This window comes from Mesorhizobium sp. WSM4906, assembly GCF_029674625.1.
Lineage (GTDB): Bacteria > Pseudomonadota > Alphaproteobacteria > Rhizobiales > Rhizobiaceae > Mesorhizobium.
This window is the reverse complement of record NZ_CP121355.1, coordinates 2,579,590-2,592,073: the sequence shown is the minus strand read 5'-3', so window position 1 is coordinate 2,592,073 and position 12,484 is coordinate 2,579,590. Positions and strand designations below refer to the sequence as shown.

Annotated in this window: 10 protein-coding genes; 7 read left to right on the top strand and 3 right to left on the bottom strand. The window is 64.0% G+C overall.

Annotated features, from left to right (window positions below):
• The first annotated feature begins 32 nt into the window (after positions 1 to 32).
• The 3 genes from QAZ22_RS12320 to QAZ22_RS12310 all read left to right on the top strand — a co-directional run bounded on the left by QAZ22_RS12320 (position 33) and on the right by QAZ22_RS12310 (position 4,904).
• The gene (locus QAZ22_RS12320; protein ID WP_278207023.1) at positions 33 to 2,192 is read left to right on the top strand and encodes a GumC family protein; all 2,160 of its coding nucleotides are present in this window, start codon (positions 33 to 35) and stop codon (positions 2,190 to 2,192) included.
• 20 nt (positions 2,193 to 2,212) lie between these two features.
• Entirely contained in the window at positions 2,213 to 3,322 is a 1,110-nt protein-coding gene (locus QAZ22_RS12315) for a cellulase family glycosylhydrolase (protein ID WP_278207022.1), read from the top strand.
• A 64-nt stretch (positions 3,323 to 3,386) separates the two neighbouring features.
• Positions 3,387 to 4,904 (top strand): hypothetical protein, encoded by a 1,518-nt coding sequence (locus QAZ22_RS12310; RefSeq protein WP_278207021.1) that lies wholly within the window; start codon positions 3,387 to 3,389, stop codon positions 4,902 to 4,904.
• A 31-nt stretch (positions 4,905 to 4,935) separates the two neighbouring features.
• Here the strand turns inward: QAZ22_RS12310 and QAZ22_RS12305 are convergent, their stop codons facing one another.
• Entirely contained in the window at positions 4,936 to 5,820 is an 885-nt protein-coding gene (locus QAZ22_RS12305) for a hypothetical protein (RefSeq protein ID WP_278207019.1), read from the bottom strand.
• Positions 5,821 to 6,316: 496 nt separating this feature from the next.
• On the opposite strand from QAZ22_RS12305, the gene QAZ22_RS12300 reads away from it, so the two are divergent.
• From QAZ22_RS12300 to QAZ22_RS12290, 3 genes are read left to right on the top strand one after another with little or no spacing between them, the layout of a single operon-like run.
• On the top strand, positions 6,317 to 6,868 hold the full coding sequence (locus QAZ22_RS12300; RefSeq protein WP_278207823.1) for a MaoC family dehydratase: 552 nt from the start codon (positions 6,317 to 6,319) through the stop codon (positions 6,866 to 6,868).
• Positions 6,865 to 8,025 (top strand): CaiB/BaiF CoA-transferase family protein, encoded by a 1,161-nt coding sequence (locus QAZ22_RS12295; protein WP_278207017.1) that lies wholly within the window; start codon positions 6,865 to 6,867, stop codon positions 8,023 to 8,025. Before QAZ22_RS12300 ends, QAZ22_RS12295 begins: the two co-directional genes overlap by 4 nt.
• Entirely contained in the window at positions 8,022 to 9,182 is a 1,161-nt protein-coding gene (locus QAZ22_RS12290) for an extracellular solute-binding protein (protein WP_278207016.1), read from the top strand. Before QAZ22_RS12295 ends, QAZ22_RS12290 begins: the two co-directional genes overlap by 4 nt.
• Before the next feature lies 1 nt (position 9,183).
• Here QAZ22_RS12290 and QAZ22_RS12285 read toward each other — a convergent pair whose 3' ends face one another.
• Complete coding sequence (locus QAZ22_RS12285; protein ID WP_278207015.1) at positions 9,184 to 10,020, bottom strand: amidohydrolase; 837 nt, start codon at positions 10,018 to 10,020, stop codon at positions 9,184 to 9,186.
• Between the two features lie 75 nt (positions 10,021 to 10,095).
• Positions 10,096 to 10,881: an IclR family transcriptional regulator gene (locus QAZ22_RS12280; protein WP_278074420.1), complete on the bottom strand. Its 786-nt coding sequence runs from the start codon at positions 10,879 to 10,881 to the stop codon at positions 10,096 to 10,098.
• A gap of 157 nt (positions 10,882 to 11,038) precedes the next feature.
• Here QAZ22_RS12280 and QAZ22_RS12275 point away from each other — a divergent pair, with 157 nt between their 5' ends.
• Positions 11,039 to 12,352, top strand: a complete 1,314-nt coding sequence (locus QAZ22_RS12275) for a sugar ABC transporter substrate-binding protein (protein ID WP_278207013.1) — start codon at positions 11,039 to 11,041, stop codon at positions 12,350 to 12,352.
• The last annotated feature ends 132 nt before the right edge of the window (positions 12,353 to 12,484 follow it).

Here is a 12,484-nt window from a genome sequence, read left to right as displayed (position 1 = left end):
CGTTAGGTCGCGGCTCCGCACGAGGAACATTGATGAAGCCAGCCAGGATCGACGAGCGCACTCTTCCGCCGCTGTTCGACATAGGTGCCGTGTGGGCCATTCTTTGGGCGCGCCGCTTGATGGTGCTTGCCATCGCCGGCGCGGCATTGCTGCTCGCGCTTTCCTATCTTGCGGTGACGAAACCGAGCTATACTGCGACGGCCTCGATACTGATCGACCCCCGCGACACGCGCGCGACCAATTTCAACAACGTGCTTCCGGGGATCGGGTCCGACAGCGCCGCCATCGCCAGCCAGGTCTTCGTCATTCAGTCGCCCGACCTGCTGGGCGCGGTCTTCAAGAGCCAGAAGCTCGACAGCGATCCGGAATTCGCCGGCGCCGGTATGACGTCGCGTCTGCTGTCGCTGTTCGGAGCCGGAGCGACCCCTTCGCAGGATGCCGCCTTCAAACGCTTCCAGAGCAAGGTGTCGGTGGAGCGCGAAGGACTTACCTATGTCATCAATGTCAACTTCACCTCGCCGTCGCCGGAAAAGGCAGCGCGCATCGCCAATGCCATCGTCGACCAGTACCGGGCAGGCCTCGTGGGAGAACGCGAGACCGCCAACAGCGACGTGAACACGCTGCTGACGGACAGGATCTCGGGCCTGCAGAAGGATGTCAGCGACGCCGAGCGCGCGGTCGAGGATTTCAAGACGAAACACAATATCGTGAATTCGACGGATGGCGGCACGCTGCAGTCGCAGCTCGATCAGCTCACGGCGCAGCTGATAGCCGCCCAGGGTGACGCCGATCGGGCCAAGGACCGCTACAACCAGGCGCTGGCGGCGGGCAATTCACCGGCCGGACTCGCCAAGCTCGCGGATATTCTTACCTCCACCTCCGCCAGCAAATTGCGCGACGACTACAACCAGCGCGCCACCGAGCTTGCCAGCCTGCAAACCATGTACGGGCCGCGTCACCCGACGATCGGACGGCTTCAATCCGAACTGGAGCGGTTGCAGCGACTGATGGCGGCCGAGGCCGATCGGATAAGGCAGCAGTTGAAGGCCAGCTACGATCTTGCCGTGCAGAATGTCGGCAAGCTGCAGGACAAGCTCGAAGCCCTGCGTCAGCAGTCTGCGGACTCGAACATCGCGCAGGTGCAGCTGCGGCAACTGGAATCCAAGGCGCAAGCCGCGCGCGCCGTGCTCGACGACTATCTCAAGCGCGCCCAGGAAACGTCCCAGATGCAGGGCGTGCAGACTTCCGAGGCGCGCAAGATCGGCGTCGCCTCGCCGCCGGTCCAGCCGACATGGCCGAAGCCGGTCCTGCTTCTCCTGGTGAGCGCCGTGCTGGGGCTTCTTGCAGGATGCGGCCTTGCCTTGGCGCTTGGTCCGGTCCCGCAGCCGGAAGAGGATCCGCAGGCGCCGAAACATGCCGCGCCGGAGCCGGTCGTGGACCGCAAGGACAGCGCGCCCGTCAGCCCCCGGCCATTGCCGATGCCGGCCAATTTCGGCGAATACCGCCTGCCCGGCGTCGCCGGCGGAACCGCCTATTCCAACATCAAGGCGATCAGGAAGCAGCTGTTCCAGACCGGAAACGAAACGCTGTCGCTCGACGTCCTGAAGATCATGCGGCAGATGGTCCTGCACTTGAACGACCATAGCAAACCCTTTGTCATCCTGGTGTCCTCGATCCGCAGCAGCTTCGAGGCAAGGATCGCGGGTGCGATGCTCGGCATCGGCATGCAACGGGCCGACCAGAATGTGCTGATGGTGGAAATCGGCGATCATCTGTCTAGCTCGACGACAGACGGAGCCGGATTGTTCATCGACGGCGCGACCGGCCTGCGAACGGTCGTCTGCAGCTCCGTGATGGAGAAAGGTCCTGGCGTGCCGGATCGCAACACCTTCCGCGGCATTCTGGCGGAAGCCGGGAGCGCGTTCGATTTCGTGCTCGTGATCGCCCCTTCGTTCAATGAGAATGGCTGGATTCCGGAACTCTTCGCCAAAGCCGACCTTGCGCTTCTTGCGCTCGGCCCGTCCGAGCAGCCTTCGGAAGCCGCCAAGCTGCTTGCGCAAAAATTCGGCGCCGGCCAGATCGGCCGCAGCGCCACTCTTGTCGTCGCGCCGGATGGCGCACGGCCGGCCGAGGCGATAGACGGTACGCGAGCGGTGGGCGAACAGCGCCGCAGCGCCGCCGCACGGGGATAGGCAGTGGAGGCGATGCATCGATGACATCGCCGTCCAAGATGTCACGGCGACATGCGCTGGCACTTGCCGCCGGAGTCCTGCTCGCCACCTCCCCTCTGCCACGGTCGGCCGCGCTGGCGACGGGCGGCGTCCGCGTCCCGTCGCGCGGCTTCAACCTTCCAGGATGGTTCGACCGCGACGGTGGACCTGCTCCCGCCACGGCCACGCTTGAAAAGCTGCGCCAGGCCGGCTTCGAAACCATTCGGCTGCCGGTGAACGGCGACCTCGTCTCCAGCGGCCATCCGGCAACGCTTCGCCGCATCCAGAACGGGATCCGGGATCTTGTCGGGTTGGGCTTTTCGGTCCTCCTCGACATGCATCCCTCGGGCGAGCTGGTGGCGGCTTTCCGAAACGATCCCGAAGCCGCGGGCGGGCAGGTGCTTCGGGCCTGGACCTCCTTGCGTGTCGTTGTCGCCGACCTGCCGATGGAATCGGTCTATCCGGAGCTGCTGAACGAGCCACCGATGGAACGGAACGTATGGCTGGCGCTGCGGGAGCGGATCGCCGCAACGTTGCGAGCGAAGTGTCCGCTCCACACGCTGGTCTGGGGACCGGCACGGTTTCAGGGCATCTGGGAAATCGCCGATACGCCGCCGCTCGCCGACGACAATCAGATTGCCGCGGTGCACTATTACGCTCCGATGGCATTCACCCATCAGTGCGAAAACTGGGATGCGTCGCCGCTCGCCCGCATCGCGGACCTGCCCTTTCCCGCAAGCAAGGAAACGGCGGCGGTGAACCAGCTGCTTTCCAAACTGCGCGCGGCCGGCGACGAGGAGGCCGCCAACCTCGTTGAGGACGAATTGTCGGCGCCTTGGACAGAAGCGCGAATCGCCTCCGATTTTGCCGATCTGGCGCGTTGGTCCGCGACCCATGACTGCCCGGCGATGCTGAACGAATTCGGCGTGCTCAATTTCTGCGTGGATGCCGAAAGCCGCGCGTCCTGGGTGCGCGCCGTGCGCAAGGCGGCGGAAACGAATCAGGTCGCATGGACCTATTGGGAGCTCGATCAGGGTTTCGGCTTCATCAAGAACCGGCGGAGCGTCGAAGGCTTCGACGGGTCGATGATCGCCGCGCTCCTTGGAGGTTAGCGGACGTGGACGACAGGCGCCATAGACGCTTGCTGGGGCGAGCAACGACCGGAGCGGGCCGCCGATGAGCACGACGCAGGCCTATTCGCCTGTCGGACTGCCGGGCCGCGACACGCCCGAAGCCCTGCTGCATGTCGGCACGGCCTTGCTTGTCGTTGCGCTCGCCGTCTCCTCTTTTGCCGTCTGGACCCCGTTCGGGGTTGCCGCGACCTTCGTGTTGACGCTGATCATTGCGAACGCGGTGCCTTCGGGCGTTCCCGTGCTGATCATCTGCGCCTTCCTCTATCAGAACCTCGTGGTCGCCTGGTTCACCCCGTACATTCCCGACAACGACACGTTCGACGCGCTGCGTGGCACGAACTTCATCATCCTGATGACCGCGTTCGGCATCTTCCTGGCCGCCTCGTTTCAGCACCGCGTCCGCGCACTGACCGAATTGCGTCCATGGCTGCTGCTCAACATGGCGCTGTGCGGAACGGTCTGTTTCTATTTCGCCCTCGGCGTCGTGCATGGCGGCCCCAAGGACGCGGTCGTCTATTTCCGCAACACGATCACACCGCTCGCCTGCTTTCACGTCGCGGTCCTCGCCGCCAGCCTTTATCCCGTCGATCTGCGCAAGAGCATACTCTGGCTCGGCGCCGGCGCGATCATCTATGGCTACGCCGAACTGATCTTCACGATGGATTTCCTCGGCCTCTTCCATGGCGACCTTTACGTCGAGCGCAGCATATCGCGGCAGGTCGAAACGGGAGTGTGGGAGCAAGCGCTGAAGGAAACCGGTTTCGTCTATCGTGGCATCGAGGACGTGATGACCACGACCTTCTTCAACACGCCGCTGTTTAACGACATCCTGCCGAGCGTGTTTCGCATCGGCGGCCCGAACTTCCATCCGATCAGCTATGCTTACGCCTTGAGCACCATTTCGGCCTGGCTCCTGTTCAGAGGACGGTGGTTGCTGCCTGTCGCAGCCTTGCCACTGTTGCTCGTCATCGGCTCCAAGGGAGCGACGTTCATGCTCTTCGTTGCGATTGCCGCGCGGCTGATCTACAAGCCCTCGCGCACCGGCCTGGCGCTCATGGCGGTGATAGCGCTGGCCGTGGTCTGGACGACGGCGGCGATCGGCTACGGCGCGACGCATGGCGACTATCACGTCCTCGGCCTGATCGCAGGCATGCGCGACTTCCTGGCCGACCCGCTGGGACAAGGATTGGGGCTCGGCGGCAACCTGTCGAGCACGAGCATCAATCTCAATTGGCAAAGCGCTCAGGCCGAGGGTGCCGCCTCGGTGCCGGTCGAGAGCGCGGTCGGCGTCATGCTTTACCAGATGGGCGTAGGCAGCCTCGTCTTCTTCGGCTTCCTGGCGGCGCTGTTGGTGGCGCTGCGCCGGCAGCTCGTCGAAACCGGCGACCCGGATTTCCTGTTCGGTTTTGTCGGCATCGCCACCATCTCGGCCAACGCCGTGCTGCAGGAGGAGGCGTTCTACTCCCCTCTCGCCCTCGCCTTCTGCCTGTTGCTCGTGGGTATCTCGCTCGGAACACGCTGGCGCATAACCGCGGCGGCAAGGGCCGGCGTACTGGACTGATTTCAAGGATCGGCCGGCTTCGCGACGTCGTTCAGGAGCCGAACAGCACCATCTCGGTGAATGTCAGGTCTCCTGGCGAGGGCGACTTCGGGCCCTTGAAATACTTCAGGCCCTTCTTCGGAAAATACCGGCCGCCCAGACCGGGAACGGGCCCCATGGCATCGACGAGGCAAAGCAGCTTGCCGCGCCGCAGGAGAAAGCGCCCCACGGCCCCGGCGCAGCGGACCAGATCCGCGTGGGAGCGGCAGTAGACGATCTGACAGCACGGAATGAGACCGTGCAATATGCGCCGCGGCTTCAGCACGAGCGGCAGCGCCAGGCCGTCGCAAATGCAGATCAGCGACAGGCAGCCCAGCGCCGCATGCTCCAGGAGTATGTATCTTTCATTGTCGGTGAGCTGCGCCATCTCGGCGAGGTCCGAACCGGCTTCCAGCACGCGGTCCGGGCGCGGCATCGCGTTCAGGACGGGAAGGAAGGCGACCTGTCCGCCGGAAAACAGGCGAAAGCCGAATGCCTTGTTGAGCTTCAATGTTCCGGGTGACGGGGAAATGTTGGTGTAGACAACGTCCTTGCGCGCAATGACCGTCGCGATCATCCGACTGGCATAGGGCCGGAACTCCGCATCCACCGACCAGCTCGAGAGATTGCAGCGGATTTCGTCGCCGTCCACGCCTCTGTGCCTGGCATAGAGCGTAAGCACGGCGCCGACGATTTTGCCCGACTTCTCGAGAACGAAACCATATCGCGGGAAATCGGCGACCGCGGGCCGCCGCGACAGGCGGGTCAGCGCCTCGATCCAATAGCCGCGGCTGCGTTCCGGAAAGCCCCTGCGCAGGCAATCCGCGACGCCTTCCCAATCCTCCTCATCGAAGGGTCGGCAGCCGACACCGGGAGGAAACGCACCGAGAACAGCCATAGTCGACTCAAGAAAAAAGGCACAAAATATGGTCGAGACCCGTATTATCCTGATGATCGATTACTAACGAATTACACTGCCATCGAAGCCGATTTTATTGGCCATGTCTCACGGCACCCTGCGGCGCTCTCCCGCCACAACTGATCTTCCGAATTCTACAACCGATAAGGGTATTTGACGTTGTAGGGTTGCCTAATAACCATTTATTTCTGCGTGATTCCAGGCGGAAAGTCGCTACGCGTTTTCCTGGTTGCCCGGGCCTAGCCTTCGCTATCAACCCTTGCGTTCCTGCGGCACGTTACCGCTTCCCACGATCAATACGGCGCCGTCGACGGTTCGGCCGGGCGGGTAAAATTTCTGCCCAACCCCGCTTGTACCCAAATCTCATATGTGAATATAATCTTCACAAGAGAAGATTTGGGGAGGATCGATCGCGTTTGGCTCCGGCCTGGCCCGGACGGCGCGGCCTATTCTCCGGCAGCGGACGAACAGGATGATGACCAGCTTCCCGCCCACCGTCGGCGTCGCCTCGACACGCCCTTCCGACATGCCGGCCGATCACGCCGAGCTGCCGGTGTGGAACGCCGAAAACTGGTTTTATGAGGATTGGCCGGTCGGCCAGAAGATCCGCTCGCTCCGGCGCACCATGGCCGAAGGCGACAGCCATCTCTTCAACACTCTGGTGCTCGACATCCACCCCTACGTGCAGGACCAGATGTTCGCCGAGCGCGAAGGTATTTTCGGCAGGCGCCTGGTCGCCGGCGCGTTCGTGTTCTCCGCCGGGCTCGGCCTTGTCGCCACCAATTGCGTCAACGCTTTTTCTTACGGCTACGACAAGCTCCGCTTCATCAAGCCGGTTTTCATCGGCGACACCATCTATTCGATCCGCACCAACATGGAAAAGAAACCCCGCTATCATGACATGGGGCTGATCCGCGCCAGCTACGAGGTGTTCAAGGGCGAAGGCGAGCTGGTGCTCTACTGCGAGCACCTGCAGACCGTGAAGTACAAGAATCCGGCCGACTTCGCCGGCAAGACGGAGAAGTGACGATGGCCTCCGACCTGCCGCTGTCCGGCCTTGTCGTCGTCGACATGAGCCAGTTCCTGTCGGGACCTTACTGCTCGCTGAGGCTGCTCGACCTCGGCGCCCGCGTCATCAAGATCGAGCGGCCCGATGGCGGCGACCTCTCGCGCCGGCTCTATCTCAGCGACACCGAGATCGGCGGCGATTCCACCATCTTCCACGCCATCAACCGCGCCAAGGAAAGTTTTGCCGTCGATCTGAAGAACGAGGACGACCTGAAAGCGCTGCGCGGATTGCTCGCGAAAGCCGACGTGCTGATCCAGAATTTCCGCCCCGGCGTCATTGAACGGCTCGGCCTCGACTACGAGCATGTGCGTTCGCTCAACCCGCGCCTGGTCTATGCCTCGATCAGCGGCTATGGCGAGGACGGCCCGTGGGTGAAGCGCCCCGGCCAGGACCTGCTCGCCCAGGCGCGCTCCGGCGTGATGTGGCTGAACGGAGACGAAGATCAGGGGCCGGTGCCGTTCGGCCTGGCGATCGCCGACATGCTGGCGGGCGCGGCCTGCGCGCAGGGCATCCTTGCAGCGCTGGTCCGGCGCGGCATCACCGGCCAAGGCGGCCACGTAGAGACGAGCCTGTTCGAGGCGCTGATCGACTTCCAGTTCGAGGTCCTGACGACCCACCTCAACGATGGCCGGCGCTTGCCGCGCCGCTCGTCCTTCCGCAGCGCCCATGCCTATCTGGCGGCACCCTACGGCGTCTATCCGGCCAAGGACGGTTTCCTGGCGATCGCCATGACACCGATCCCGAAGCTTGCCGACCTGCTCGAGATCGAGGCGCTGGCGCCCTACCGCGACCAGCCGTCGACCTGGTTCACCGCCCGCGACGAGATCAAGGCGATCATCGCCCAGCACATCGCGCAGAAATCGGTCGACGAGTGGCTGGCCATCCTCGAGCCCGCCGACATCTGGTGCGCCAAGGTGCTGAACTGGAAGGAGGTGCTGGAGAGCGACGGTTTCACGGCGCTCGACCTCCTGCAGACGGTGACGCGCGAGGACGGCGTGGCGATCCACACCACCCGGTCGCCGCTGAGGATCGACGGCGTGCGCGCCAAGGTCGAGCAGGCGGCACCCCGCGTCGGCGAGCACAGCGCAAAAATCCGCGGGGAATTCGGTCTATGACGTCGCTCAAGGGCATGACCTGGAACCATCCGCGCGGCTACGATCCGATGGTCGCCTGTTCCAGGCTGTGGCAGGAAAAGACCGGCGTTTCGATCGAATGGGAGAAACGCTCGCTGCAGGATTTCGAATCCTTCCCGGTGGAAGAACTCGCCCGCGCCTATGACCTGATCGTCATCGATCATCCGCATGTCGGCCAGATCACCGGAGAAAAATGCCTGGCGCCGCTCGACGTGCCGGGCCGCGAGGCGGAACGCGAAGCGCTTACGGCGGGCAGCGTCGGCCGATCCTATCGGAGCTATACCTGGCAGGGACGGCAATGGGCGTTTCCGATCGACGCCGCGACCCAGGTCCAGGCCTGGCGGCCCGATCTGATCGCGGCCGCGCCGGCGATCTGGACCGAAGTGCTGGAGCTTGCCGAACAGGGCCGCGTGCTCCTGCCGCTCAGGCCGCCGCACTCGCTGATGTGCTTCTTCACGCTTGCGGCCGATCTCGGCCGGCCATGCGCCGTCGAAGGCCCGGGCGATCTGGTCGATCCCGAGACCGGCGAAACCGTCATCGAGATGCTGCGCGAGATCGCAGCGCTGGTCGACTCCGTATGCCTGACGATGGACCCGATCGCGGTGTTCGAGAAGATGGCCGAGGCCGGCTCGCGCATCGCCTGCGCGCCGCTGATCTATGGCTATGTGCCTTACGCGACGGCCGGTTTCCGTCCGAACCGGCTTTTCTTTTGCGACATGCCGTCCGTGGGCAGCAACGGCCCGGTCGGCTCCGCGCTCGGCGGCACCGGCATTGCCGTCTCGGCCTTCTCCCCTGCCTGCCGGCAAGCAATCGACTTCGCCTACTGGATCGCCAGCGGCGACGTGCAGCGCGGACCCTATGCCGCCGCCGGCGGCCAGCCGGGCCATGCCGCCGCCTGGGAGGATGCGGCCGTCAACGCCGCGACCGGCGACTTCTATCGCGCCACGCGGGCGACGCTGGAAGGCGCCTGGGTGCGCCCACGCCATGACGGCTACATGGCGTTCCAGCAGGCGGCATCCGACTGCCTCAACGCGGGCCTTGCCGGCCGGCAGGACGCCAGCCGTGTTGTCAGCGGCATCAATCGCCTGTTCCGAGAGAGCTTTCCAAAACGATCGGCCTACGACCGGCGAGCAGAATAACTTAGAGCCGCCAGAGCTTCTTCGCATTGCCGGACAGCAGCTTGGCGCGCTCGGTCTCGCTCGCGCCCGCGATCAGCGCATGCGTCGCAGCCACCCAGCCGAGCAGTCCGCCGCCCAGCGTGCAGACCGGCCAGTCGCTGCCCCACACGACGCGGTCCCAGCCGAAGCTTTCGATCGTGTGCTCGACATAGGGTCGCAGCGTCTCGGCGGTCCAGGTCGCGGAATCGGCATAGGCGACGACGCCGGAGATCTTGCCGACGACATTGGGGCGCCGCGCGATCGCGGCGATCTGCTCGCGCCAGGGGTGCTCGGCCTTGCCCTTGATGTCGGGTACGCCGCAATGATCGAGGACGAACTGCACGTCCGGCGCCAGATCGACCAGCGCGATCGCCTGGCTCATTTGCCTCGGCAGCACGCAGAGATCGAAGGTCAGCCCACTGCCAGCGATACGCCGGATGTTTTCACGGAAAAGCGCGCCCTCGGACACGTCGTCGGGCACCACATGCAGCACGCGGCGAAAACCCTTCACGAAAGGATCGGCCTTCACCTTGTCCAGCCAGGCGGCGAAGCCGGCCTCTTCCGGCCGGCACGAGACGATCGCGCCCCGCACCAGGCTGCCCGGCTTTTTCGACAATCCTTCGACATGGGCCGCCTCGGCCTCGATATCGGCCGGGTCGACGTCGACCTCCATATGCAGCGCCAGTTCTATGCCGGCGCGGCGCGCTTCGGTTGCGTATTCATCGTGGGAGAAGTCGCGGTCGAGCGCCGGCACGCCGGTCAGCCACGGATAGCGCAGCGCCGCCTTGTCGATGAGATGCAGATGCGTGTCGACGATCATGGCTTCCTCCCTTGTCGCGCTTATGCATGCCACCCAAAGATCATCTCACGGGAGAATTCATCATTCAAATAAGAATTACTCCTTGGGCCTCACATCCGATCCAGCAAGTTGCGACAGACGAGCGGCCGCCGCCTGGAGCAGCGTGATGGTCCTGGTGATATCGGGCGCGGCCGGCGCGTTGACCAGGGTGATGTAGGGTATGGTGAGCGCGGCGATGCCGCGTCCGTCGGGACCAAGCACCGGCGCCGACAGATTGTAGACGCCGGCCGTCTGCAGCGAAGCCATCATCTCATAGCCGCGGTCGCGCACCTGGTCGAGGCGGGCGAAGAAGTCGGGCGACAGCTTCATCTCCTCGTTGCTGCGCAAGTGTTCGGCGATCATCATCTCGCGCTCTTCCGGCGAGCGGAAGGCCAGCAGCACATGTCCCGACCCGGTGTCGAACAGGCTGATATGCGAGCCGACGCGGATGGAGATTCCCCAGTATCGCGGCGCTTCCTGCTGCGCGATGACGACGGCGCTGCCGCGATCGAACACCACGAGCTGGTTCGCCTGCCATGCGGTTTCGGCCAGCTCGCGCATGATCGAGGTGGCGTAGGAAACCAGCCTGCGCACCGGCGCATGCAGTTGGCCGAGCCCGAAGAGCTTCAGCGTCAGCGAGTAACGGTCGCCGTCGGGGCGTGTGACGTAGCCGCGTTTCACCAGCCGGTCCAGCATCCGGTAGAACTCGTTCGGGCTGCGGTCGAGCCGCTTGGCGATCTCGGCCTGCGTCAGGCCGCCGTCGACGCTGGCGAGCAGCTCCAGGATGTCCAGCCCCTTGTCCAGAGCCGGCGCGCGATAGCGGTCTTCCTCGTCGTCCTGCACCGGATGCCTCTCTGGTGAATTTTCATCTTCATATACGCAAGAGCGCCTTCATTGGGAAGAAGTTTCGGCTTGACGACTTATGAATATTTTGTTTGCATATGAATGAAGCGGTTGAGCTTCAGGTCATGACGGCCACCGGCCGTCCAGGGAGGAATTCATGAACAGACTGCTTTCCGGCGTCGCCGCCGGCGCATTGCTCATGGCATCGGGCGCTGCATTCGCGGCCGACCTGCCGGGCAAGTTTCCCGGCGTCACCATCGACGCCAAGCTGATCGGCGGCCAGCAATACGAAAAGCTCTACGAGCGCATCGGCGAGTGGGAGAAGGCGACCGGCGCCAAGGTCAACGTCATCTCCAAGAAGAACCACTTCGATCTCGACAAGGAGATCAAGTCGGACATCGCCTCCAATTCGATCACCTGGTGCGTCGGTTCCAACCACACCTCGTTCGCGCCGCAATATCCGGGCATCTACACCGATCTCGCCAAGCTCTTGCCTAAGGAGGAGATCGACGCCTTCGTCCCGGCCAACATCGCGGCGGGGACGCTAGACGGCAAGCTGGTGATGCTGCCGCGCGCGCAGTTCGACGTCTCGGCGCTCTACTACCAGAAGAGCCTCTATCAGGACGAAGCCAAGAAGAAGGCTTATAAGGAGAAATACGGCGAGGACCTCGCTCCCCCGGACACCTTCGACGAGATGGCCCAGCAGGCGGAATTCTTCGCCAGCCCGCCCGATTTCTACGGCACGCAATATGCCGGCAAGGAAGAGGCGATCAACGGCCGCTTCTACGAGATGGTGATTGCCGACGGCGGCGAATATCTCGACAAGGACGGCAAGCCGGCCTTCAACTCGGACGCCGGCGTCAAGGCGCTCGACTGGTTCGTCAAGCTTTACAAGGCCAAGGCCGTGCCGGCCGGCACGACCAACTATCTGTGGGACGATCTCGGCCAGGGCTTCGCTTCCGGCACTGTGGCGATCAACCTCGACTGGCCGGGCTGGGCTGGCTTCTTCAACGACCCGAAGTCGTCGAAGATTGCAGGCAATGTCGGCGTCAAGGTGCAGCCGAAGGGCTCGTCCGGCAAGCGCTCGGGCTGGTCCGGCGCGCACGGCTTCTCGGTGACCGAGAACTGCGCCAACAAGGAAGCCGCCGCCTCGCTCGTCTGGTGGCTGACCAATGAGGACAGCCAGAAGCTGGAGGCAGCTGCCGGCCCGCTGCCCACCCGCACCAAGGTCTGGGAATGGGACCTCGAGCAGGCGAAGTCCGATCCCTACAAGACCGAGGTGCTGCAGGCCTTCCAGGAAGCCGCCAAGAACGCCTTCCCGGTGCCGCAGACGCCGGAGTGGATCGAGATCTCCAACGCCGTCTATCCGGAGCTCCAGGCCGCCATCCTCGGCGACAAGACTTCCAAGCAGGCGCTCGACGATGCTGCCGCCAAGGCGACGCAGATCCTCGAGGACGCCGGCAAGCTCTGATGCATGTCGCGCAAAAGTGTGCAGCGGTTTTGCGAAAACGACATGCACAAGAACAAGGACTTAAAGCGCGTCGCCTGAATCCGTTTCAGCACGACGCGCTTTAAGGAACCATCCTCCCTGCGGCGCCGGTCT